General features: G+C 58.6%; 12 protein-coding genes. 6 read left to right on the forward strand and 6 right to left on the reverse strand.

All coding sequences use genetic code 11. The features are described from left to right. Positions 1-13: 13 nt before the first annotated feature. The 5 genes from L1A08_RS20160 to L1A08_RS20180 form a co-directional block, all read right to left on the reverse strand. Positions 14-1,399 (reverse strand): arylsulfatase, encoded by a 1,386-nt coding sequence (locus L1A08_RS20160; protein WP_238758339.1) that lies wholly within the window; start codon positions 1,397-1,399, stop codon positions 14-16. Beyond that, positions 1,396-2,751: a sulfatase-like hydrolase/transferase gene (locus tag L1A08_RS20165; protein ID WP_238758340.1), complete on the reverse strand. Its 1,356-nt coding sequence runs from the start codon at positions 2,749-2,751 to the stop codon at positions 1,396-1,398. The genes L1A08_RS20160 and L1A08_RS20165 overlap by 4 nt, the downstream gene beginning before the upstream one ends. Positions 2,752-2,765: 14 nt before the next feature. Continuing rightward, positions 2,766-3,854, reverse strand: a complete 1,089-nt coding sequence (locus L1A08_RS20170; RefSeq protein ID WP_238758341.1) for a dihydrodipicolinate synthase family protein — start codon at positions 3,852-3,854, stop codon at positions 2,766-2,768. 462 nt (positions 3,855-4,316) lie between these two features. Next, positions 4,317-4,829 (reverse strand): carboxypeptidase-like regulatory domain-containing protein, encoded by a 513-nt coding sequence (locus L1A08_RS20175; RefSeq protein ID WP_238758342.1) that lies wholly within the window; start codon positions 4,827-4,829, stop codon positions 4,317-4,319. A gap of 106 nt (positions 4,830-4,935) precedes the next feature. Further along, on the reverse strand, positions 4,936-5,967 hold the full coding sequence (locus L1A08_RS20180) for a DUF1559 family PulG-like putative transporter (RefSeq protein WP_238758343.1): 1,032 nt from the start codon (positions 5,965-5,967) through the stop codon (positions 4,936-4,938). A gap of 487 nt (positions 5,968-6,454) precedes the next feature. Here L1A08_RS20180 and L1A08_RS20185 point away from each other — a divergent pair, with 487 nt between their 5' ends. Further along, positions 6,455-11,887 (forward strand): neutral/alkaline non-lysosomal ceramidase N-terminal domain-containing protein, encoded by a 5,433-nt coding sequence (locus tag L1A08_RS20185; RefSeq protein WP_238758344.1) that lies wholly within the window; start codon positions 6,455-6,457, stop codon positions 11,885-11,887. A 63-nt stretch (positions 11,888-11,950) separates the two neighbouring features. On the opposite strand, the gene L1A08_RS20190 is transcribed toward L1A08_RS20185, so the two are convergent. Further along, complete coding sequence (locus tag L1A08_RS20190) at positions 11,951-13,699, reverse strand: serine hydrolase (RefSeq protein WP_238758345.1); 1,749 nt, start codon at positions 13,697-13,699, stop codon at positions 11,951-11,953. A 280-nt stretch (positions 13,700-13,979) separates the two neighbouring features. Between L1A08_RS20190 and L1A08_RS20195 the strand changes: the two genes are divergently transcribed. The 5 genes from L1A08_RS20195 (at position 13,980) to L1A08_RS20215 (ending at position 21,134) form a co-directional block, all read left to right on the forward strand. After that, positions 13,980-15,446 (forward strand): serine hydrolase domain-containing protein, encoded by a 1,467-nt coding sequence (locus L1A08_RS20195; protein WP_238758346.1) that lies wholly within the window; start codon positions 13,980-13,982, stop codon positions 15,444-15,446. Between the two features lie 263 nt (positions 15,447-15,709). Continuing rightward, positions 15,710-16,213 (forward strand): RNA polymerase sigma factor, encoded by a 504-nt coding sequence (locus tag L1A08_RS20200; RefSeq protein WP_238758347.1) that lies wholly within the window; start codon positions 15,710-15,712, stop codon positions 16,211-16,213. A gap of 4 nt (positions 16,214-16,217) precedes the next feature. Next, complete coding sequence (locus L1A08_RS20205) at positions 16,218-17,156, forward strand: hypothetical protein (RefSeq protein WP_238758348.1); 939 nt, start codon at positions 16,218-16,220, stop codon at positions 17,154-17,156. Further along, positions 17,153-19,663 (forward strand): PSD1 and planctomycete cytochrome C domain-containing protein, encoded by a 2,511-nt coding sequence (locus L1A08_RS20210; protein ID WP_238758349.1) that lies wholly within the window; start codon positions 17,153-17,155, stop codon positions 19,661-19,663. The genes L1A08_RS20205 and L1A08_RS20210 overlap by 4 nt, the downstream gene beginning before the upstream one ends. Before the next feature lie 16 nt (positions 19,664-19,679). Further along, complete coding sequence (locus L1A08_RS20215; RefSeq protein ID WP_238758350.1) at positions 19,680-21,134, forward strand: DUF1501 domain-containing protein; 1,455 nt, start codon at positions 19,680-19,682, stop codon at positions 21,132-21,134. Positions 21,135-21,151 lie beyond the last annotated feature (17 nt).

Raw genomic sequence — 21,151 nt, forward strand, 5'->3', positions numbered from 1 at the left:
AGACGATCCGCTTTCACTTCGAGTGATCGGCCTTCCAGATCGGCTTGCCGCGGTAAATCGTTCCGATGGGATATTGCTCACTGGGGCGCGGAGCGGACGCCATGATCTCTGAGATTCTTTCGACGATATCCGGGTGACTGGTCGCGACATCGTGCTCTTCGCCGATGTCCTCATTCAGGTCGTAGAGCTGAATGTCGCTGCTTCGACCGAGTCGGATCCCCTTCCAGTTCTTCCAGCGGACAGCCTGGTCGTAGCGTGGTCGGCAGTGGCCGTAGTCCCAGTAGAGATAACCGGCTCGTTGCATCGGCTCGCCTGTTAGTGCCTCGACAATCGACTGGCCGTCGATTTCGTCTGGTGCTTCGACTCCCGCCAGCTCGGCGAAGGTCGGCAGCATATCCTGAAACGCGATGACCGCGTTGCTTGTCTCGTTCGCGGGAATCGTCTCCGGCCACCTCGCGATGAAAGGCACTCGAATGCCACCTTCGGTGAGATCCCGCTTGTAACCTCGGAGGGGCCCACTGGTGTTGAAGTCCTTCCAGACCGTTGCATGACCGCCATTATCGCTGGTCACGATCACCAGCGTGTTCTCACGCAGCCCCCGCTTGTCGATAAGGTCGACAATTCGACCCACGTCCCGATCAAGCATATGGACCATCGCGGCGTACTTCTTCGATCGCTCATCCCAGTCACGATTCGAATACGGCTCCGTCGACGGGACCGCGAGTCCGTGCTCATCCTCGTCTTTGGAAGAAAAGTGGGGCAGGGTGTAAGCCGCGTAGAGGAAGAAGGGGGTGTCCTGTTTGGCCTCTCGAATGAACTTTAACGCCCGCTCCGTGAGAAGGTCGTGGCTGTAACTGCTTCGGCTCTTGTGGTTGTCGGGTAGCTCCAGGCGTCCTTCATCGTCGTCGAGGTAATCGGTGAAGTAATAGTGAGCGTGGTCCTGATTGAGGTAACCGAACCAGGTGTCAAAGCCCTGATTCGTCGCCCGTCCCACGGTGCCGGCGTCCCCGAGTGACCACTTGCCGACGCCGCCACAGCGATAACCGGCCTGCTTGAGGACCTCAGCGATTGTGACGTCCTCGTCCTGAAGATAGCTCGAGTAATGTGGGACATTGTCGCGAGCCGGAGCGTGGCCATTGTGCAGTCCGGTCATCAGCACGGCTCGCGAGGCAGCACACACGGGACCACCTGCATAGGCCTGGGTGAACCGTATTCCCTCCGTTGCCAGTCGATCGATATGGGGCGTCTGGATCAGCTTCTGCCCGTAGCAGCCGAGATCGCCATAGCCCAGATCATCCGCCATGATGAAGACAATGTTGGGGGTCCTGACGTCAGAGGCTTTGCCCGTTGTCGAGAAACAGGACAGGCAGATCATCGCAATCGCAAGGGCGATTCTCATCGGCTGTACTCCATTGAACTGAGGTCGACGTCGGCGTCCCATTGAGACCAGGCGTCGCTGAGTTTCTTCACGATTGTCGGATACTGCGTCGCGACGTTTCGTTGTTCACCGGGATCGTCGTCCAGATTGTAGAGCTCCGGTTTCGCACCCTCTTTCCGCGATGCGACGAGTTTCCAGGAGCCGCTTCGAACGGCGAGTTGTGATCCCGATCGCCAGAATAAATCACGTTTCGGGAGTGGTTCGCGTTCGATCCATAACGAAGCGAGATCGATTCCATCGGACGAAACGGCCGGCTCATCGATCAGGCTGAGCATCGTCGGAAGCAGGTCGTTGGAATGGACGAGTTCGTCTGTCACTCCCGGGGCGATCCGGCCCGGCCAGGAAACGATCATCGGAACGCGATGGCCGCCTTCGTACAGCTGCGCTTTCTGGCCGCGCCATTCGCCATTGCTGGAGATGTTCCTGAAGTCTTTGCCGTAGGTCAGATAACCGCCGTTGTCCGATGTGAAAATAACGACTGTCTCTTGTGTGAGTTCCCATTGATTGAGTGTTTCGACGATCGCTCCGACGCTGGCATCAAGCGATTCGATCATGGCCTCGACATGCGGCCGCACGTTGCCGCGATCGGGAATCACACCCCACTTGTCCTGATGCCAGCTTCGGCCAGCCGTTCGATGAGGCGGGTCCTCCGGTCCCTGCCACGGAAAGTGGATTGCAAGATGCGGCAGGTAGAGAAAGAACGGCTCTTCGTGATGAGCCGCGATGAAGTCGACGCTGTACTTGGTCAGCAGATCGGTGGTGTAGCCCTCATCCATTTCGACTCGGTTGTTGTGCCACCAGTCCTCGTTGCCGGAACGGTCGATCTGTGTATGGAAGTCTCCATCGCCGGAAACGAGGCCGCGGAAGATGTCGAAACCCTGATTCGTCGGCAGCAACGGCGGCTGGTAGCCAAGGTGCCATTTGCCGAAACAACCGGTGACGTACCCGGCTTCCCGGAGCAACTCGGCGATTGTGGTTGCCTCAAGGGGAAGACCGCGATCGCGTTGAGTCGTTCCGGAAAGTGCGGCGTCGAAAATCGGGCCGAATCGTTGCGGGTACCGGCCGGTCATCAGTGAGGCACGCGTCGGGCTGCACATTGCGCCGGCGGAATGGAAATCAGTGAAACGCAAACCGCCTCGCGCCAGTCGGTCGATGTGGGGCGTTTGAGGGCTATCGCCGCCATAACATCCGAGGTCGCCATAGCCGAGATCATCAGCGACGATGAGCACAAAGTTGGGCTTCGTCTCAGCCGCTTCGATCCCGAGAAGCGGTACGAGCAGAAAGACGACGAGAAGGGCAAACGCTGGCATCATCAATCGCACTGGAATCACCCTTCAAACGTGCCGGGTTTCAGGTACGGTTTCAGCGACTGCCAGCGCCATTCGATCTCGGCAATCTCGTCCGGCGACAGACTCAAATCGCGAACGATCGGTTTGTCGGGGATGCTGTTGCCTGGTCCGTATTCGCGCGAGACCGTATTGCGGAAGACGCCACGCAGCTTCAGCAGGTGAAGATTGTAGCCCCGCAGATTCCCCGGATGCGTGTGCTGCAGGTTGAACATCAAGGTCAGCTTCGCGTACATGTCTTTGAGAGCTTCTGGATCGGATCCGCTCTGCATCAGTTTCCAGATTTTCGCGAGAACGTCGGCATACACGCTGCGTTCGGTGACAAGCCCTTCGGTTCCAATCCGAGATTCATACAGCCAGCCATAAGCGCCGCGTGCGCTGAAGACACTCCGGATGGAAGGGGAAGCCAGGAGAGCGCGAATGCGAGGGATGACCGGACTCGACTCTTCTTTCACGTAACCGAAGTTCGGGAACTCTTTTCCGAGTTCGATCAGCAGCTCTGTGGAGGGGGTAGCCGCTCCACGGCGGCCGTGCGTCTGAATCATCACGGGGCGATCGGTGATGACTTCAGCCAGAGCTCGCCAGTATTGTCGGAGGTCATCCTGTGTCTTACCGGTATCGGGAGGTCGTGAAATAATGGCAGTTGACGACAGTTGTTTCGCGTGGCGGGCATAAACGAGCATGTCATCGGTATCTTTGCCCTGAACTCCAAGACACAAGGCTGTCGTTTTCATGTTCCGAGACGTTCGGGCGAGCGTCTCCATTCCTTCCAGTTTCTCGTCGCGCGTCAGCAGGTCGATGCTGTCATTGGACTGTGGCCAGATCACTCCGGGACTCTCGCACCAGTCGACGAATCGTGCCGATCTGGCTAGAACTTCAAAGTCGACCGCGCCGGAGTCGGTGTAGGGAGTCGAGAGAATCGGAAAGGGGCCGCGAAAGCGGGGGTAGTCGGGACTGCGGAGCTTGACCGGAACCTGAGCGGCGGAAACGTCGGGCGTTTTGGCCCGGCTCTCGGTGGCAACAAACGTCCCAGCCGCGACGCTCGACACGCCAATCGCTGCGCTCTTCAACAGGCTTCGTCTGCTTATCCGATCATCGTTGTTCATTGGCGGTTCATCCGTTTCTCGTTGTGGTTCAGCGATGGAGTACGATCGCGGTCGATCGGTTCAACGTCGCGATTGGGCTCTCTTTCTCCTGAAGATCATCCAGCCTATCAAGGTAGGACCCCGTTTCCGGAACGTCCAGTGCAGGCGGGAAGTCGGGAGCAGCCTCATGTTACGAGAAGAAGCAGAGGGGCAGAATGCCCAGCAGTGGAAATGATTGCTTGCGGAATCATTCCAGTGATCGGGCCTGCCGATCGGGACGCAGCTACGCGGTTGGAGCTGGGAGATTCCCGGTCGGTGACTGATGCGATCGGGGACAGTCAACTCGCCGAAGAAGGCCGTGTTCGACGCTTCAACTCCGCGGTCCCGGGCAGGTCGGTTCTGTGGCCGTCTGGCACTGGCAAGGGAGGAAGCTGACGTGCCTCAACGCTATTCGCGGAAGAACGATCGGGGCGGCGTGAAGTTGGAATCGAGCTCGAATTCGAAGGTTGATTCCGGCGCCTGCACGGTGGCTGCCTGGATGATGGAATGAGGCTTGAACAGGTTGTAAGCCGGTGGAATCTGTTCTTCCATCGGGACCTGACCTCGCTGGGCATCGGGGGGGATCGGCGAGCCATCCGGCTGGGTGATCTTGGAGAACGTGACACCGTATTCTCCCGGTGGGCAACCGGGATTCGAGTGATAGTCGGACAACGTAAACTGACCGGCTTCGTCGGTCAGGCCGAACCCTCCATTACCGCCCGTGTTGCCGGTGGGGTGAAACTCAACCATCGCTCCGACGAGTGGCTTGCCATCCATCATTACGGTTCCCGAGACCGGAATCATTTCAATGCCGGGACCAGCCTCCGAGCTTCCGCATCCGGAAAGCGAAAGAAGCGTGACCGAGATGAGCAACGCAGATGTGTGCGTCACTGTCCACGTCGTACGAGAGCAGGCACTCATGTCGTTCCACCAGGGGCAAAGGAAGCAGGATTGAGAGAAGCGATTCCATCACTCACGAATGGCAGCACCCGTGAGCGATGGAACATCGGAAAAAGGCGTCTCCAATTCAGAGTTCGCCGAGTGGCTGTCCGTCCTGAATTCGGGAGAGTCGGGTGCGGGTCGTGGAGTCGATATTCTCGCTGATGAAACGGACGGCTCCATCGGCCAGAAGGATCATGCATCCGCCGGGATGAGAACTTCCGGGCATGCTGTACGATCCGAGAACGCCGGACTGCTCCGTCATCGGCGGAGACCAGGAACAGCAGAGCCAGTAGTTGATACCGCGGCTGTGAGCCAGGTTGACCCCGTTGCCGGCGTAAACGCTACATCCCCAGTAGTTCCCCGTTCCGTCCCGCACGCGACGGGTCGTTTCGCAGACCATCACCGTGTTGCTCGTGCCATCTTTGATCATCGAGATCTCGGAATTGGAGTTCTCTCCGAAGAGAGCTCTTGTGGTCGTTGATTCGTTACCCCACAAGTCCCAGGGACCCGTGCCACGGCTGACACTGAACCCGTAGTTGGTCATCGCGCTGCCCGAGACACCACAGCCATAGTAGGACGTCGCGGAGTTGTAGGTCTCAGCATTGGCATCACTTGGGCACTGGAAGACATCGATCGTTTTCTTGGTCAGTTCCGCGTTGGCGGCGATGGCCGCAACCGATCCCATCACGGTTCCGGAACTGGTGGAAGACCATCCGCTGAAAAGACTGTCACGCTGGGCGGCCGTGAAGTCGAACTGATCGTAGAGAGCAGACTGCTCCAGATACGGCAGCAACATCGTCCAGCCCGATTGATTCAGGATCTGATCTCCGGTCTGCTTCCAGACCATGGCATTGTTGGCACTGGAGTAGGGGAACTTGGAGTGCGTGTCGTGGTAATTGTGCAGCGCCAGGCCAATCTGCTTCATATTGTTCTTGCAGGAGGAACGGCGAGCTGCTTCGCGAGCCTGTTGCACGGCGGGAAGTAGCAGAGCGACAAGTATCGCGATGATCGCGATCACTACGAGAAGTTCAATCAGGGTGAAGGCTCGGATCGATCTCGGAGCGATCCTGGGTTTGAGAGGGGGACGAAAAGAGCTGACTTCGGATGAATAGTTCATGATTGCGTCCTGTTGTTCCAGTGGAAGGTAAGGCGAGAGGACTTCTAACGCGAGTGCTCGTCGGGCAGTCGTCAACAGGGGGGAACACAGCTTCTTCTGTCGAAATGCTCTGTTGCAAAGAACGTGCCGCTGAGAGTGTCGCGGGAGACAGGCAGACGGGCTTTCGTCCCGAGTTCTGGGACTCAACCGACTTTTTACGCTGCAATCAAGCACTATCTGAAAGCGATGATTTTGCGAGCCGTGAAGTTTGAATCGCTGTCTCGGCCGAGGTTGTCCTCGCGAGTGCCCAAACTCGAAGAAGAATGCCAGTTTATTTCGCACACGAGCAAGTGAAGATGGTCGGGCGCGGCAAAATGTGTCGCTGTGGTTTCGATGTGGGAAAGTTGAATGGAAGCATGCTTCGCTGGATTGATCCTCTTTGACTGTGCGTGTCATACTGTGGCCGGCGCTCGCCATTCAGACTGTTTCTCGAATAGGACCTGAGCCTGTGCGTGTATTTTGGCTGCTTCTGATCCTGGCGGTTTGCGGTGTTCCTCTGGCGTTCTGCCAGGCTGAAGACGCAAGAACATTTCCGGTGGGAATCGCCAGGGTTGATATCACTCCGGAGTATCCGGTGCCCTTGAGCGGCTATGCGGCTCGGGGGTCAAGGCTGTTCGATCGGGTCGAGCAGCGGCTTTGGGCGCGCGGCATTGCGGTGCTCGATCCGCAGGGACGGCCCCGGGTTCTCATCACCGTGGACAGTTGCGGCGTTCCGGCTGCTGTCACGAAGCAGGTCGTCGCGAAACTGAACGCAGAACATGGGACAACCGCTGCTGACCTGGTTGTCTGTTCGACGCACACCCACTCGGCTCCGATGCTCACCGGAGTATTGCCCAATCTCTTCACCAAGGATTTGACGTCCGACGAGCAGGCAGTGATCGCCCGCTACACGCAGGACCTTGCGACGAACCTGACACAGGTTGCTGAACGGGCCATTGCGGATGCACAGCCGGCGTACCTCGAATGGGGAGTCAGCACCGCAAGCTTCGCAAAGAATCGCAGGCAGGAGGCTGGGCCTGTCGATCACGATGTTCCGATCCTGGTCATCCGGAGTCCGGAGGGCGAGCCTCGGGCGATTCTGGTCAACTATGCCTGTCACTGCACGTCGCTTTCGCCGGTCCCATTTATGTCTGGGGACTGGGCCGGGTGTGCTGTTGAAGGGATCGAAGCTGAGTTCCCGACCAGCATGGCCATGGTCGCCATCGGTTGTGGCGCCGACCAGAATCCGAAAGTCCGCGGAGACGACCAGGGAGCCGCCCGAGTCAACGGCCGGGGGATTGTCGATGCGGTCCGTCGACGTCTGCAGACGGGGCTGACAGCGATCACTGGCGACCTGATGACACGAGGCGAAGAGATCACGCTGCCATTGGCAACTCTGCCCACCGAGGACGAATGGAAAGCTCGTGCTCAACAGCCGGGAATCACCGGGTATCACGCGCGGAAGAATCTGAAACGTCTCGAGCAGGGAGAATCGTTGCCGGACGAGATCGAGTATCCCGTGCAATCCTGGATCTTCGGCGACGATCTGGCGATGGTGTTTCTCGGAGGCGAGGTGGTCGTCGACTATTCGCTGGCCATCAAGGGAAAGTATGGAGAGAAGCTCTGGGTTTCGGCGTATGCGAATGATGTCCCCTGTTACATTCCTTCGGAACGTGTACTGGCAGAAGGGGGCTATGAAGGGCGGAACGCAATGGTCTGGTACGATCTTCCCGGCCCCTTCGCCCCTGGACTGGAAGAGAAGATCCTGAAGGCGGTCGCGTCGCAGATTCCCGCCAATTATCAGCCGTCTGACGATGTGAGCCAGACCGGCGGCAAACGCCCGCTCAGTCCGGAAGAATCGATCTCTCGAATGAATGTTGCCGACGACCTGCAGGTCGAAGTCGTGGCGGCAGAGCCGCTGGTCGTCGACCCTGTAGCCGTTGAGTTCGGACCGGACGGCAAACTCTGGGTGGTCGAAATGCGAGACTACCCGGAGGGGATCGATGGGAATCTCGCGCCGGGGGGCGTTGTCAAATTCCTGGAAGACCTCGATCAGGATGGAGTCTACGATCAGGCGACCGTTTTCCTGGAGGGTCTCGCATTTCCGACCGGATTGATGGTCTGGAAGCAGGGCATCCTCGTCTGCACGGCTCCCGATGTCCTCTACGCGGAAGATACGGATGGCGACGGAAAGGCGGACGTCAGGCAGACGGTGCTGACCGGCTTTGCGACGCACAACTATCAGGCCCGGGTCAACAGTCTGGCCCCCGGCCTCGACGACTGGGTGTACGCTTCGGGCGGACTGTTCGGAGGGGTGATTGAGTCATTCAACGGGCAGACGGTGAATGTCACCAATCGCGATTTTCGGTTTCGACCTGACACGGGGGAACTGGAACCGGTCAGTGGTCGGACTCAGCAGGGACGAGTCCGTGACGACTCTGGAGCGTGGTTCGGTTGCCGCAATGGAAGCCTCTGTCTGCACTACCCGGTGGAGGAATCGTATTATCGCAAGAATCCGTACGTCGTCTCTCCGCCGGCGGAAGTAGCCGTCCCCCGAGGCCCCGATGCCAGTCAGCTGTATCCGGTAGGAGAACTGGTTCAGTTCCACTTGAGTGGACAACGCGGCCGACCGACTTCGGCCTGTGGTTTGGGGCTCTACCGCGACGTCGCTCTCGGGCAGGCTTTCTACGGCAACGCGTTCGTCTGTGAGCCGGTCAATCAACTGGTACACCGCAGAATCCTTCAACCTGAAGGTGTGACGTTCGCTGGCTATCGAGCGGATGAGGAGCAGGATCGGGAGTTTTTGTCTTCAACCGACAACTGGTTTCGTCCCGTTCAGATGCGGACGGCTCCCGATGGTTCGCTGCTGATCGTCGATATGTACCGTTATCTCATCGAACATCCCAAGTTTCTCTCGCCAGAGTCGGTGCAGGAGTTGAATGTCCGGGCGGGCGAGACGCGCGGGCGGATCTACCGCGTCACACGAAAAGGGCAGCAACTCAAGCCGATTCCCAATTTGAAACAGCTCGATACACCGGAACTGGCGAGTCTGATGGAAAGTCAAAACGGAACCTTGCGGGACATGGTTCAACAGGAGTTGTGCTTCCGAAAGGACCAGAGTGCCGCCCCTGTATTAAGGCAGATTGCCACAAACGCCGAGTTCCCCGCCGCCCGGCTCCAGGCACTGTGGACACTGAATACGCTGCAGGCACTCGACGCAAAATTGCTACGGCCTCGGATTAGCGACCACGATCCGGCAGTGCGTCGGACTGCGATCCGGCTCGCCGAACCATTCCTGAATGAGTCGCCGGAACTGGCGAATGCGGTGCTGGGACAGACCGGGAATGAGCAGGACGTTGCGGTTCTGCTGCAACTGGCCTATTCGCTGGGAGAACTGAATGGGGAGAGGGCGACTGTCGCCCTGTTGAACCTCATGCAAGAGCACGCCGACAACGTTTATATTCGCTCAGCCGTGCTCACGAGCTTTGAGCCGGCCCGGCTGCCCTCCGCGATCGCGAATCTGTTGCCTCAAGTTTCTGAAAATCCAAAGCTGTTGCCGGTGCTCAAGGCGCTGACGGGGATGGCTGTCGCCGCAAACCAGCCTGCGGTTCTGAATGAGATTGCCGGTCAGCTGACAGCTCACGCTGTCTCCAACCCGAACGTTCGAACCTGGGAGTGGACCGAGCTGGCGAAGTTGATGCAGTCCCCTCGTTCCAATGCGGAAGACCAGTCGGAAGCGTTTCAGCAACAACTGAAAGTTCTGAGTGAGCGTGCCCGGAAACTGGTCTCGGACGCGGATCAGTCTGTTGAGCAGCGAGTGGCGGTGCTGGAGTTCCTGTTGAGTCTTGAGCAGACTCAAGACGACTTCGAGTTCGCTTCCGAGTTGCTTGCTCCGCAGAGCCCGTTGAAGCTGCAGATTGCAGCCGTGACGAACCTGATCGCGATTCAGAACCCGGATGCTCTGTCGCTGGTTTTCGAGAACTGGAGCCAGTTCACGCCCGCTTTGCAGCAGGAAGTCTTGAATCAGTTGCTTCTGCGGGAATCGACGACGAAGGAGTTGCTGGTCAGAGTCGAACAGAAACAGGTCCGCCCGCCGCAGATTGATTCGACCAATCGCCAGCGACTGCTCGATCATCAGAATACCGAGATCAAACAGCGGGCTCAGAAGCTCTTTTCGGCTGCCAGCAGTGCCAGCCGGGAGCAGGTCCTCAAGCAGTATCAGTCGATCGATCTGAAGCAGGGGGACCGGGAGCGAGGACGGCTGGTTTTTGAGAAGCAGTGTTCCAGCTGCCATCGCCTCGATGGGAACGGACACGCCGTCGGCCCGGATCTGGCTGCGTTGACCGATCAGTCGAAGTCGTTTCTGTTGACGGCGATTCTGGATCCAAACAAAGCCATCGATGGCCGGTACGCGTCCTATGTTGCAGTGACTGACGACGGAAAGCTCAATACGGGGATTCTCGTCTCCGAGCAGAGCAACAGCATCACCCTTAAGGCTCAGCAGGGAAAGGTGCTGACAGTCCTCCGGTCGCAGATCGACGGGCTGATCAACACCGGCAAGTCGCTGATGCCCGAAGGGCTCGAACGGGACATCCCTCCGGCTGCGATGGCCGATCTGCTGGTGTATCTGCAGGAGCACAGTGCACCGCTGAGCTACAAATACGCGGGGATCGTCAAGCCGGACGCCACCTACCCGGATGAGCCGGCGAAACTGAAGCTGGTCGACCGCATGAATGGAACCGACCGCTTCAACGACGGACAGTGGGTCGGATTTCGGTTTGCCGGGGAACAACCTCAGCCGCGTATTGAACTCGACCTGGGGAAGAAGACGACGGTGCAATCACTGCGGATTGTGTATGGCGTCAATCACGAGCCCGGTTCGATTCATGCCCCCCGTTCGATCCAGATTTCCTTCAGCAACAACGGGCAGGAGTTCGGGAATGCGGTGCAGTTTTCGGACTTCGATGATCATCCGGATGGCCTGGGGCTTTACGAGATCGACCGCCGGGTGATTGAGATCAAGCTGCCGGAGCAGACGGCTCGATTCGTGCGGATCGATTTCCAGAGTACCGGACACTGGCTGTTCCTCTCCGAGATTTCCTTGTCGAATACCGTGGCCAGCGATCAGCATGAGGGGGTTCCGGTCAGTTCAGCGGAAACGAAACCATCCGAACCGGAAGTCGATCCGGTGGCGACCATCAGGTCGCTCGTGGCGGATGTCGAGGTCGGAACGCCCGATGAATATCGCCACATCCCGGAGATCTGGCGACAGGCGTTTGCGGTCGGGAAGAGGAATCAAGGCGAGGAGTTGGAACGGTTGCTGGCCGCGTCGCTGCCGGGGTTTGGAGAACCGCTGCAATGCTGGCAGGCGGTTGTTCTCGGCGGGGGCATCATCAATGGACTGACGATCGCCGGCGAATGGCCCCGCGAACGCATCGAACAGATCCTGAAGTCTTCTCCTCCGCTGGAAGTCCGCTGGAGACAGTCTCTGCATGCCGCCAGCAGGATGGCCGATGATCCGACCATCAAGTCGGGAACCCGCTACGATGCTCTGCGTATGATCGCCATGCTCGATTATGAGAAGTGTCAACAGCAGTTGAAACGCTACCTTACCGATCCGAAGCAGGCTGAGTTGCAGATGGGAGCCGTCAGCGGACTGGGGGATATCGATGTGCCTGAGACGACTCAGGCTCTGATCGAGGCGCTGCCAGATTTGACGCCGCGGAATCGAAAGCTCGCCGCCGAAGCACTGATCCGCACCGATCAGCGGGCGTTTGCCGTTCTGCAGGCTTTGAAGAAGGGTTCACTGGCTTCTGAAATGATCGAGCCGTCTGTTCAACAGCAGTTGAAAGAGTCTGAGAATCCTGAGATTCAGGAACAGGCGAATGCGGTCTTTCCGTGATGTTTGACGTCGACGGGTTCGGTCCACCTCCGGGCTCGTTCGCGAGGGAGTCGCGGACTGAGCTCATTCTGGTCGTTTGAGGACACACTCGTAGAGTTCGCTGGCGAACCGGGCCCTGTCCGCGCGGCCCAGTTCGGGGTTCTCCTGAGCGAAAATAGCGATGGTGATTCCCTCGTCAAAATGACGTCGGATGAGGTTTCGAGCCGCTGTCGTTCCACTGCCGACTCCGCCATGTTCGGCAATCAACAGCTCGCCGTCTCTGTATTTCAGCCTCCAGCCAAATCCGTAATCGACGGGCGTGCCATCGTCGAGAAGTCCTTGCTGAAAGAGCATTTCATAACCCGCCGGCGAAAGAATTCGAGGATCCTGCTCCCAGAGAGCTCGATCCCATTTCGTATAGTCCACGAGAGTGGTCCGCATGTTTCCAGAGCCGTTGAATCGTGTACTGTCGGTCGTTTCCGTCATGCCCAGAACATCAAAGATGCGTCGCTTCTGGAAGTCGTGGAAGGACTCGCCGGTAACCTCTTCGATAATTCGCGTCAGCAGCACATACCCGGAGTTGGTGTATTCATGTTCCTGGCCGGGAGGACGCCGGAGGTCCATGGTCGTCAGCCATTCCGCGTGCGTTTTGTTGGTCAGGAAATCGAGCCCGTGCTCACATTTGAACTCCGCAATCGACGCTCTTTCTTCCGCTTTAATGAAGTTGGGCAGACCGCTCGTGTGGTACAGCAGGTCTTTCACGAGAATGGCTCGGCCCTGCGACGGCAATTCGAGTTCCGGCAAATAGTGAGAGACCGTCTGCTCGCGGTCGAGCCTGTTCTCTTCAATAAGCATCGCGGCGCACATCGCGGCGAATTGCTTGGTGACCGAGGCCAGACTCAGCGGAGTGTGAGTCGTCAATCGTCGTCCTTTTACGAAGCCGTAAGCTTTCCGATGAAGCACGTTCCCGCGTTCGGTCACCAGGACGGCGACGCCACCGGGGGAAGCGGAGGGGAAGTGGCGTCGTACAATCGGGGTGATGCCATCGAACTCAACGGCCTGCTCGTCGGCCAGTCCCACCAGCCAGTGGACGGCGTGGTTGATCATCGACTCCTGTCCGTCGGTCAGCTCGGGATGCGGCGAGAAGCAGAAAACGCGGCCGGAGCCGTAGTTGGCTCGAACGATGGCCGAGGTGCCGACCATGATCCCCTCAGGAGCACCATTCTTGGCGATTTCTGTGTTGAAGCAGGCCAGACTCTGATAGTCCGGGACGGCCGGATCATCCCATTCTCGACGAGCCAGCAAAGGTCCCTGTGCGTAGTGAATCTCCAGAGTCTTCGGGACGTGACCAAAGAACGAGGCTCCCGTGGGAGAAAGCTGAAGCTCAACGGTTCCGTTGCCCCGGGCCCAGTGACGGCGATCAACCACTTTGGCGTCGATCAGGTTCAACGACCATGAATACTGGTTCGTTGCCAGGTAGCTGCCTGCACACACGCCGAGAAAGCCTCCGCCGCTGCGGAGGAAACGGCGGACCTCTTCTCGCCCCTGTTGACCGAGTGCCTTTCCCTGCCGGCTGCCGCTTCCGCCGGGATGGATCAGAACATCGAAATCGGCAAGGCCACCCTCTCTGATCTGATCAGCCGTGATTCGACCGACGACGATCTGATCTTCATTCTGTTCGAGAGCCTGAAGAAGATCCTCGACGCTCTGGCCAACCCCGTCCCCTTTGAAAACAGCGGCTCTGATTGGCTCTTCGGCCTGACAGGCGGAACTCATCACCAGCCAGAGAACGACCATCGCACGCTTAACGAAACTCCACAGGTGCCGTTTCATGGAAATGAGCTGTCCTCTCGAACTGGAACGGGATCGACAATGACGATCATTGGCCGGGTTTCACCAAATATCCGCTATCGAGTCCGTCCACGTCAACCGGCGACGACCAGCACGATGGTTCTCGCCCGGTGCCCATTACCGAGGGCGGTCAGCCTGTCGCTGAGCTGTTTGCCTGATTATGCTGGCCCGGTAGCGGCTTTGACCAACACGTCGAGAGTCCACAAAAGTGGATGGCGCTCGCACGGCCGCTCGCTCGCTATTTGAGAAAGGCAACCGGGCAATGAAATTTAACAGGCTTCTTCGATCAGTCACCTGGCTGAGTTGTCTCTTCCTGATCACGCTTTCAACGACGACCCTCCACGCGGAGGAACCGGTCGGGGGAGCGAGTTCCGAAGAGGCTGCACGTCGGGAGAATCTGGAGTTTCGTGCGGCGATCTGCGCCCATCATCTCTGTTCGGGATTGTGGGTTGTCGGACGCGAATATCAGCGGACGCCGGAAGAGGTGCTCGCTCAGGACATCGCTCCCTTCTCGTATTTCGGCTGGGCCGACGATTTCGAATACGAAGTTGATGAAGAGAACCGCATCGTCACCGTAACGGCTCCCGGGGCTCCCCCGCGAAGCGCCCGTTACACCGGCGATCAGGGAAGTTCGATTCTTCCCCGCGGAGCCAGCGACGTCTTCTTTCAACCGGTTGCCGTGCCGCGAAACCTCCCCGATGCAGCCAGCACGGCATGGCCAATGGGCGATCAGGGAGCAACAGATCCGGTGCCCGGAGTCGATACGGAAGCCGTGGTTGCTGCACTCGACTGGGCCATGGAACAGGATGATCAGAATACCCGGGCATTCGTCGTCGCTTATCGCGGCAAGATTATCGGCGAACGCTACGCACCGGGCTGGACGAAGGACACGCCCCAGATCAGCTGGTCGCAGGGGAAGAGCATCACCGCCACGTTGATTGCCATCCTGATCCAGCAGGGGCTTCTCGAACTCGATCAGCCTGCCCCCATCAGCGAGTGGCAGGGAGCAGACGACCCTCGCAAAGAGATTCGCATCCGGGACCTGTTGCAGATGAGCAGTGGGCTCGACTTCACGAATCTGGGTTTCCGGGGACCGGAATCCCTCATCGCCGACAACGAACATATGCGGGTTTACTTCGACTCGATCAATGTGTTCGATCATGTCGTCAACCAGCCACTCAAGGTGCCGCCGGGGACGCGAAACTCGTACCTCAACAGCGATCCGCTCAGCCTGGGACGAATTGTTCACGATACCGTGGAAGCCGAGGGCGAAGACTATCTCACCTTTCCACAACGTGCGCTGTTCGATCGGATTGGCATTCGCAGTGCAGTCCTGGAAACCGATGCCTGGGGCAACTTCATCCTCTCCGGATACGACTACCTTTCCGCTCGCGACTGGGTCCGGTTTGGACTGCTTTATCTCAACGATGGCGTCTGGCAGGGGGAGCGAATTCTGCCGGAAGGATGGTCCGAATTCGTCGCGACGCCCGCCCCGGCCGACGCTTCAAAGAATTACGGCGGCATGTTCTGGCTGAATCTTCCGCCGCGTATGGATCGCGTCCCCAAAGACACCTACTGGTCCGCCGGCTTCATGGGGCAGGTGACAATGGTCATTCCCTCTCGAGATCTGGTGATCGTCCGAATGGGCCCGAGCCCCGGCGATGTCTCGGTCTATCCCTATCTGAACGAAACGATCGGCCGCGTTCTCGAAGCTCTGCCGGAAGAGTAGCGTCCGCCCGCAGCCTCTGGAGTTCCGAGGGAGCCACCTCATCGGCAGGCTTCTTTGCTCGCCTCATCGCTGATCGCCCTTCCTGCTGGAAATCGGGCGAGAGATAGAGCATTGTCATGCCACTCCAGCAGTCGGATTTTGAATTTGTTTTAGCCAGTTCGACAGAATTCCGGGAAAAGCCTGTAACGTTCCTCGCCCGGATGTGTTGATATCGGGAGGCATACGCCCATCCGGGGCAAGCTGGCGAGTTGAGAGAGATCCCCGTGAGGCGTCGCCTGCAGAATCACGAGTTGAGCCAGTGGGTCGAGGAGACTGCGCCGGGAGCGTTGGCGTATGCCGTAACGCTCGTCCGCGACGCGACGACAGCGGAGGATCTCGTCCAGGATTGTTATCAGCGGCTGATCTCGAAGTCGGATGAGTATGACCTCGTCAAAGACGGAAAGAAGCTGCTGTTCAAGTCGATTACCAATGCCTGCATCAACTGGACCACGAGACAATCGGAACTCTCCGGTCTGGAGATCGGGGCAGCCGAATCGGAGTCTCGCGGGCCGGTGGACTTCGCAATTCACAATGAGTTGTCGGCGGCCGTCGATGAGGCGTTGGCAACGTTACCTGTGGACCAGCGTGCCACGATGGAACTGCACGTGATGGGGTACTCCGCGGCGGAAGTGGCGGAGATGTTGGAGATCACATCGGGGAACGCTCGCGTGCTGCTCCATCGGGCTCGCGGCAAGCTGGCTGAGCAGCTTCGCAATTATCTGGAATGAAGGCATGGAAAGGCACACGACGGAATCTGAAGCGGTCGACGGACACGTCGGCGAGTATCTCGACGGGCTCACACAGCGCGTCGACGCATCGCGGCTGGTCCAGCGTGTGACAGCTCAGATTCCCAATCGTCCTGAGTCAGCCCTGGCGACGAGCAGGCGGCGTCGTTCCCGAACGATGTTCGCTTCCTGCGTGTCTGCCGCGGCGTTACTGGTTGCTTTCCTCTGTGGTCGTTTTCTCGCACCCTGGCCGGTCGAAGCGGCTTCGGTGCTTCGTCATGTCCACTCCGCTCACTCTGGCCCCGTCGACCGATGTTATCGCGTGCTGTTCGCGCCCAGTCCCGGCTACTGGAACGGTCGTAATCCTCTCAGAGGGCCTTCAGATACGACGCTCTGGACGCGGGGAGACCGTTTCTGGGCGGAGGCGACGCTCGGGAAGATCAAGCTCGTCTACGGTCGCGACGAGACTGGAAAGCTCTGGGTGAGTCCGGACAGAACGACGGGAATTCATCTGGCTGATCAGAGTGAATCGCTGCCCGAAGACATCGCTATGTACTGTGCAATCAACTCGATGTCGATGCCGACACTGGTCGAGCATGTCCTGGCCGATTTTGAGCTGCGAGCGGATCGTATCCCGGCTCCGGGGCGCGACGAGCCTCAGGTCGGCTCGGACAATTCGTTGATCTGGGCGTCTTTGAAGCCCGGGCATACGCACCCGCTGATTTCATCGGCATTGCTGGAGGTCGGCGAGAACAACACGCTCGTGCGGCTGGTCCTGTGGACGGTCGATGATGATCAGTCGCGAGGCACGGTGACGTTCACTCTGGTGGAGACTGCCCATCAGGACGATGAGCAATACAACCTTTCCTGGCATCTGGACGAAGGCGCCGAGGTTCGCATTCATCAGTTCGAGCCGCCTCTCGAACCCGGAAGGACGGATCGATGAAACGGTACGCAATCGGAATCGCACAACTGTTCGCGCTGGGGATCGCTCTGTTGAGCCATGCAATGGAGCCGGCGGTGGCGGAAGGAACAAAGACTCCGTCCCCTGAAGAACTCAAGTTCTTCGAATCCCGGATTCGCCCCGTTCTCGTGAAACATTGCTACGACTGCCATTCTCTGGAAACGGAGACCGCTGAAGGGGGGCTGCGTGTCGACGATCGGGCGGCGATTCGCGCGGGAGGAGGACGAGGCCCCGCAGTGATTCCGAACCGTCCGGATGCCAGCGTGCTGCTGACGGCCATGTCGCATGCCGATTCGGATCTGAAGATGCCGCCTCGCGAAGACCGACTTTCCGACGACGTTCTGCATGACTTTCGAACATGGATCACCATGGGGGCTCCCGACCCGCGTGAGCCTGAAAGCGAAAGCAGCCCTCCTGCGGAACTGGTGTGGTCGAAGGCGGCGCGTCACTGGTCTTATCAACCGCTGATACGAGCCAACGTTCCCGATGTGGAAGATGCCGACTGGCCGCGGGATCCGATCGATCATTTCATCGGACGGGCTCAACTCGAACAGGACCTGACGCCTTCCCCCGATGCCGAGCCCGGTCAATTTCTCCGTCGACTGACGTTCGACCTCATCGGTTTGCCTCCGTCGCCTGAGGATCTGGAACGCTTCCAGGAAGACTGGCACACCCGGGGAGCCGATGTCGCGATTGAACGTGAGGTTGATCGACTTCTCGCTTCTCCCCGATTTGGTGAACACTGGGGGCGCCACTGGCTGGACGTCGCCCGCTTTGGAGAATCGAGTGGGAAAGAAGCGAATATCTCATTTCCGTTCGCGTGGCGCTACCGCGACTACGTGATCGACAGTGTCAATGATGATCTTCCTGTGGACCGCTTCCTGATCGAACAAATCGCGGGCGACCTGTTGCCGTATGAAACGGAGAAAGAGCGAGCACGGCTACTGGTCGCCACTGGCTTTCTGGCGGTGGGTACCAAGAACCTCTCTGAACGCAATGAGAAACAATTCCAGGCGGATCTGGTCGACGAGCAGATTGACAGTCTGACGCGGGCCGTGATGGCCAGTTCGGTGGCCTGTGCCCGATGTCATGATCACAAGTTCGACCCGTTCGCCATGAAGGACTACTACGCACTGGCGGGGATCTTCTCGAGTACGGAGACTTACTTCGGCACGCATGTCTCGCCGGCCAGTCAGCAGGGAGGCGACCTGATTCGGCTTCCACGGGTCGAGGACGAGGTCATCCTGCATCCCTCGGTGCCGGAGAAGAAAGCGAAGCAACTCCAGCAGCAGCTGGTCGAACTCCAGGCTGAAAAGGCGGAGATGGATGCCGCCATGCGAGCGGCGTTCTCCGGCAGGAAACCGGAGAAGACATTCACGCTTCAACAGGCGCTCGGAAACATCTGGCGGACCGGCGCCGTGAAAGGTCAGCTCGCAAAGATCGACGACCAGGGGCAAGCCATTCCCGTTGCCATGGGGGCGCTGGACCGCGACATCATTATCGATGCCCCGCTGCTGGCACGTGGTGAAATCGATCGTCCTGGTGAACCAGTGCCTCGGGGGTTTCCACGCGTGATTGCGATCGAGAACTCTCCTGAGATTCCTGAGAACACGAGCGGTCGGATGCAACTGGCCAAGTGGCTCACCGACCCCTCTCAGCCGCTCACAACGCGTGTATTCGTAAACCGGGTCTGGCATCACATTTTCGGGACTGGGATTGTCAGGACGGTCGACGATTTCGGTACGACGGGCGAGGCTCCCTCTCATCCCGAACTGCTCGATCTTCTCGCACTCGACTTCATGGACGACGGCTGGTCGTTGAAGCGACTGGTGCGTCGGCTCGTACTGACCCGCACCTATCGGCAGTCGTCTCATTTTCGGGAAACGAACTTTCTCAAGGATCCCGATAATCGACGGCTCTGGCGAATTGCCAAACGTCGCCTCCCGGCTGAAGCGATTCGCGATGCCATGCTCGTTGCCTCAGGCGAGCTTGAGACGAGCCGACCTCAGGGATCGCTCGTGGGCACGACGATTCTGGATCGGCCCATTTCTCTGATCGGTCTGGATAAGCGGCTGCCGAAAGATCTGGATGGTTCCGTCCATCGCTCGGTTTACTTGCCGGTGATCCGGGATCGACTGCCCGATGTGCTTGATCTGTTCGACTTCGCCGAACCGAGCCTTGTGACCGGGCAACGGGAGACGACCAATGTTCCGCTGCAGGCTCTGTATTTGATGAACAGCGATTTTGTAACCGAGCGTTCTCGGGCATTTGCCGCTCGGTTGTCGAAGCAATCGGATTCGCCGAAGGAGATTGTCCGTCAAGCGTTCCTGCTGTGCTTCAGCCGGGAACCGGATCAGGAGGAACTCGAACGGGCTCTGGTCTATTTATCACCTCGATCTCAAGGCAGCCTCCGGCCGGAAGACGATCGGCTTCTGGAAACGTTCTGCCAGGCGCTGTTCTCGACCGCCGAGTTTCGCAATATCGACTGAATACCGAGGAGAGATCATGAATAATGAATTCTGGAGGATGAACAGCCCCGGGGGCTCCCGGCGGTCGGCCTTAAAATCACTGGCCTCGGGATTCGGCTACCTCGCATTTGCCAGTCTCGCTCACCAGCAGGCCGCACGCGCCGTAGCCTCCTCTTCGGCAGATGGACTTACTCCGAAGCCAGCTCATTTCCCGGCCCGGGCCAAACGCGTGATCTTTCTCTGCATGAATGGCGGCCCGTCTCACATTGACTTGTTCGACGATAAACCGAAGCTGCAATCGATGTCCGGGCAGAAGACGGCCGAGAGCGCGTTGAAGGGAAGCGCCGGACTGATGGAGTCGCCATTCCAGTTTGCTCAACACGGCGAGTCCGGCCAGTGGGTTTCAGAACTGATGCCGCATCTGGCGACGATGACGGACGAGTTGTGCTTTATCAAAAGCATGCAGACCGATCTGCCGAATCATTCCCAGGCATTCTTGCAGATGCATACCGGCAGCTTTCAGTTTACCCGTCCATCATTGGGCGCCTGGTCCTTGTACGGATTGGGGTCCGAGAACGAGAATCTGCCCGGTTTCGTCACGCTCAATCCTCCGTCCGACAATGGCGGATCGCAGAATTACGGCAGCGCGTTTCTGCCAGCAGTTTGTCAGGCCACTCGCATCGGCACGAATCAGATCCCCGGATTTTACGCGGCTCTGCTGGGAGTCGATTCTGAACCAGGCCCTCCGCTGAAGAACATCGGAAACCAACAGCTTACGTCACGGCAACAGCGGAGGCAGTTGGATCTGATCCGGGATCTCAATGAACACAAACTCGCGAGAGATCAGTACAACCCGGAGATCGAAGGAGCGATTGAGTCCTTCGAACTCGCTTTCCGCATGCAGGGCGAAATTCCGGAGGTTCTCGATCTTTCCGCCGAGTCCGAAGAGACGCTGAAGCAGTACGGCATCGGTTCGGGATTGCCGACTGATTCCTTTGGACGTCAGTGCCTGCTGGCTCGAAGAATGGTCGAGGCGGGAGTGCGATTCGTGGAGATCACTGCACCAGCGAAATGGGACCATCACTTCCGGCTCAAGCCGGCTTTGCAGGAGAGTTGCCTGGCGACAGATCAGCCGGCGGCCGCTCTTCTCAAAGATCTGAAAGCTCGCGGCCTGCTCGATGATACGCTGGTGATCTGGGCAGGCGAATTTGGTCGCACTCCTTACGCTCAAAGCGGAACCGGCCGGGATCACAACAACAAAGGCTACACTCTATGGATGGCAGGCGGCGGTGTGAAACGCGGGTTGAGCTTCGGAGCGACCGACGAACTCGGCTATGAAGCCGTCGAGAACCCGGTTCACATTCACGACTGGCACGCCACGATCCTCCATCTGCTCGGATTCGACCATACCCGTCTGACATTCAACTACGCCGGGCGAGACTATCGTCTGACGGACGTTTACGGAAAACCCGTGCACGAGATCATGGCATAATGCTTCGTCGGAGTTCA

Origin of the sequence: Rubinisphaera margarita, assembly GCF_022267515.1 — a bacterium.
In the GTDB taxonomy this organism is placed as follows: Bacteria; Planctomycetota; Planctomycetia; order Planctomycetales; family Planctomycetaceae; genus Rubinisphaera; species Rubinisphaera margarita.

Excerpts from the sequence above, each read along its gene's own strand:
- L1A08_RS20160 (WP_238758339.1), bottom strand. The coding sequence starts at position 1,399 with ATGAGAATCGCCCTTGCGATTGCGATGATCTGCCTGTCCTGTTTCTCG.
- L1A08_RS20165 (WP_238758340.1), bottom strand. The coding sequence starts at position 2,751 with ATGATGCCAGCGTTTGCCCTTCTCGTCGTCTTTCTGCTCGTACCGCTT.
- L1A08_RS20175 (WP_238758342.1), bottom strand. The coding sequence starts at position 4,829 with ATGAGTGCCTGCTCTCGTACGACGTGGACAGTGACGCACACATCTGCG.
- L1A08_RS20180 (WP_238758343.1), bottom strand. The coding sequence starts at position 5,967 with ATGAACTATTCATCCGAAGTCAGCTCTTTTCGTCCCCCTCTCAAACCC.
- L1A08_RS20190 (WP_238758345.1), bottom strand. The coding sequence starts at position 13,699 with ATGAAACGGCACCTGTGGAGTTTCGTTAAGCGTGCGATGGTCGTTCTC.
- L1A08_RS20195 (WP_238758346.1), top strand. The coding sequence starts at position 13,980 with ATGAAATTTAACAGGCTTCTTCGATCAGTCACCTGGCTGAGTTGTCTC.
- L1A08_RS20205 (WP_238758348.1), top strand. The coding sequence starts at position 16,218 with ATGGAAAGGCACACGACGGAATCTGAAGCGGTCGACGGACACGTCGGC.
- L1A08_RS20210 (WP_238758349.1), top strand. The coding sequence starts at position 17,153 with ATGAAACGGTACGCAATCGGAATCGCACAACTGTTCGCGCTGGGGATC.
- L1A08_RS20215 (WP_238758350.1), top strand. The coding sequence starts at position 19,680 with ATGAATAATGAATTCTGGAGGATGAACAGCCCCGGGGGCTCCCGGCGG.